Source organism: Streptomyces fuscigenes (assembly GCF_021556455.1).
Classification (GTDB): Bacteria; Actinomycetota; Actinomycetes; order Streptomycetales; family Streptomycetaceae; genus Streptomyces; species Streptomyces fuscigenes.
Genome location: NZ_JAKGCV010000623.1, coordinates 1 through 2,489 on the forward strand (window position 1 = coordinate 1; position 2,489 = coordinate 2,489).

The window sequence follows — 2,489 nt, forward strand, 5'->3', positions numbered from 1 at the left end:
CGCGCCCGGGCGCCCGGTGGCCGCATGGCGGGCCGGCGGCCGCCGAGAGGCCCGTACGCGGCCGCGGGGCCCGCAGGACGCCGCCTCTGGACGCCGCTCCCGGACGCACCGCGGCCCGTGGCGGGGACGTCCGTGAGGACGCCCGGCACACCACGGGCCGGTGGGCCGCAGGACCGGGCGGCGGCGCAGCCGCACCCGGACCCGGGAAGCCGTCAGGCGCGGCGCAGGCTCGGCTTGAGGTCCTTGAACCGGCCGAGCAGGCCGTTGACGAAGGACGGCGACTCGTCGGTCGAGAACTCCTTGGCGAGCTGCACCGCCTCGTCGATCACGACAGCGTCCGGCGTGCCGTCGACCCAGATCAGCTCGTACGCGGAGAGACGGACGATGTTGCGGTCCACGACCGGCATGCGGTCGAGCGTCCAGCCCACCGCGTAGGTCGAGATCAGCTCGTCGATCCGCGTCGCCTGTGCGGCGTAGCCCTCGACGAGTTCCATCGTGTATTCCGTCACGGGAGGCTGGCGGTCGTCGGACCGGGCGTGCCGGATCCAGTCGGCCATGACGTTCCCGACGGACTCGCCGCGCTGGTCGGCCTCGAAGAGGATCTGGAACGCGCGTTTCCGGGCGTTGTTCCGAGCGGCCACGGTTAGCTGTTCACCCGGCCGAGGTACTCGCCGGAACGCGTGTCGACCTTGATCTTCTCGCCCGTCGAGATGAAGAGCGGGACGCCGATCTCGTAGCCCGTCTCCAGCTTCGCCGGCTTGGTGCCGCCGGTGGAGCGGTCGCCCTGGACACCCGGGTCGGTGTGCTCGATGACGAGCTCGACCGCGGCGGGGAGCTCGACGTACAGGGGGTTGCCCTCGTACATGGCGACCGTGCCCTCGAACCCTTCCAGCAGGAAGTTCGCGGCATCGCCGACGACCGCGCGGCTGACGTGGATCTGGTCGTACGTGCCCATGTCCATGAACACGAAGTACTCGCCGTCCATGTACGAGAACTGCATGTCGCGGCGGTCGACGTTGGCCGTCTCGACCTTCACGCCGGCGTTGAAGGTCTTGTCGACCACCTTGCCGGACAGCACGTTCTTGAGCTTGGTGCGCACGAAGGCCGGGCCCTTGCCGGGCTTCACGTGCTGGAACTCGACGACGGACCAGAGCTGGTCTCCGTCGAGCTTGAGCACCAAACCGTTCTTGAGGTCGTTGGTGGATGCCACGGTTGCGGATCTCCTGGACTGAAGCAGGTGGGACCAGGGGTGCGCCGCTCCCGGGCCCCGGCCCCCGTACGAGGAGGGGTCCTAGAGCGCGAGCAGCTCCTTGGTCGTGATGGTGAGTAGCTCGGGTCCGCCGTCCGCCTCGGGGCGGACGACGAGCGTGTCATCGATCCGGACGCCGCCCCGGCCCGGGAGGTGGACCCCAGGTCCGACGGTGACCGGCACGCAAGCGTCCAGTTTACCCATGGACGCGGGTGCCAACTGCGGCTCCTCCATGATTTCGAGGCCCACACCGTGGCCCGTGCACGCGTCGAGGCCCTCCCCGTGGCCCGCCGCGACGAGCCGCTGCCGCACCGTGCGGTCCACGTCGCGGCAGCCCACGCCGGGCAGGAGCGCCTCCCGGCCGGCGCGCTGCGCGGCGAAGACGAGCTCGTACAACTCGATCTGCCAGTCCGCCGGCGACGTCCCGATGACGAAGGTCCGCGCGACGCTGCACCGGTAGCCGCGGTACTGCGCGCCGAGCCCGACCGTGAGGAAGTCGCCCTCCTCGACCCTGCGGTCGGTCGGCCGGTGGATCCGGCGCCCCGAGTGGGGGCCGGTGGCGACCGAGGTCGGGAAGGCGCGCCCGTCCGCGCCGTGGTCGACGAGCCGGCGCTCCAGTTCCAGCGCGAGGTGCCGCTCGGTGCGCCCGACGAGGATCGACTCCAGCAGTTCGCCCAGGGCCTGGTCGGCGATCTCCGCGGCGATGCGCAGGCGGGAGACCTCCTCCTCGTCCTTGACCACGCGCAGCTGCTCCACGGCGCCCGCGAGGTCGGTGAGGGCCAGCCCGGGCGCGGCCGCGCCGAGCGCCCGGTGCCGCGAGACCGTCAGGTGGTCCTCCTCCACGGCGAGGGACTGCGCCGCCGTGCCCGCACCGCCCGTGTGCAGCAGGCGGGCCGCCGCGACGGCGGGATCGCCGCTCTCGCCCGCCTCGACGAGCCGCAGCGCATCGTCGGTGCGTCCGGCCGGGGACTCCTGCGCGGGCGCGGGCGGGCACAGCAGCACGTCCTGGTCCGGCGCGAGCAGCAGCACCGCACCGGGTGGGGCGCCACCGGCGAGGTAGCGCACGTTGGCGTGGCCGCAGACCAGGGCCGCGGCGCCGTGGGAGGCGCCGTACCGGTCGCGCAGCCGGGTACGACGGGCCGCGTACACCTCTGACATGGTCCGAGCGTACGAGCGGGGCCGCGGTCCGGCCGGTCGTGCGCGTCCGACCGGGGTGCGGGCGCCCGGACGGGGCCGCTCG

Annotated in this window: 3 protein-coding genes; all 3 read right to left on the reverse strand. The window is 72.9% G+C overall.

What is annotated here, in order from left to right:
• Window positions 1–212: 212 nt before the first annotated feature.
• The gene (gene nusB / locus L1885_RS27065) at window positions 213–641 is read right to left on the reverse strand and encodes a transcription antitermination factor NusB (protein WP_235799790.1); all 429 of its coding nucleotides are present in this window, start codon (window positions 639–641) and stop codon (window positions 213–215) included.
• 2 nt (window positions 642–643) lie between these two features.
• Window positions 644–1,210 (reverse strand): elongation factor P, encoded by a 567-nt coding sequence (gene efp / locus L1885_RS27070; RefSeq protein ID WP_235799791.1) that lies wholly within the window; start codon window positions 1,208–1,210, stop codon window positions 644–646.
• Between the two features lie 81 nt (window positions 1,211–1,291).
• The gene (locus L1885_RS27075) at window positions 1,292–2,407 is read right to left on the reverse strand and encodes a M24 family metallopeptidase (protein ID WP_235799792.1); all 1,116 of its coding nucleotides are present in this window, start codon (window positions 2,405–2,407) and stop codon (window positions 1,292–1,294) included.
• Window positions 2,408–2,489 lie beyond the last annotated feature (82 nt).

Coding starts and splice junctions, on each gene's coding strand:
- L1885_RS27075 (WP_235799792.1), bottom strand. CDS start 2,407: ATGTCAGAGGTGTACGCGGCCCGTCGTACCCGGCTGCGCGACCGGTAC.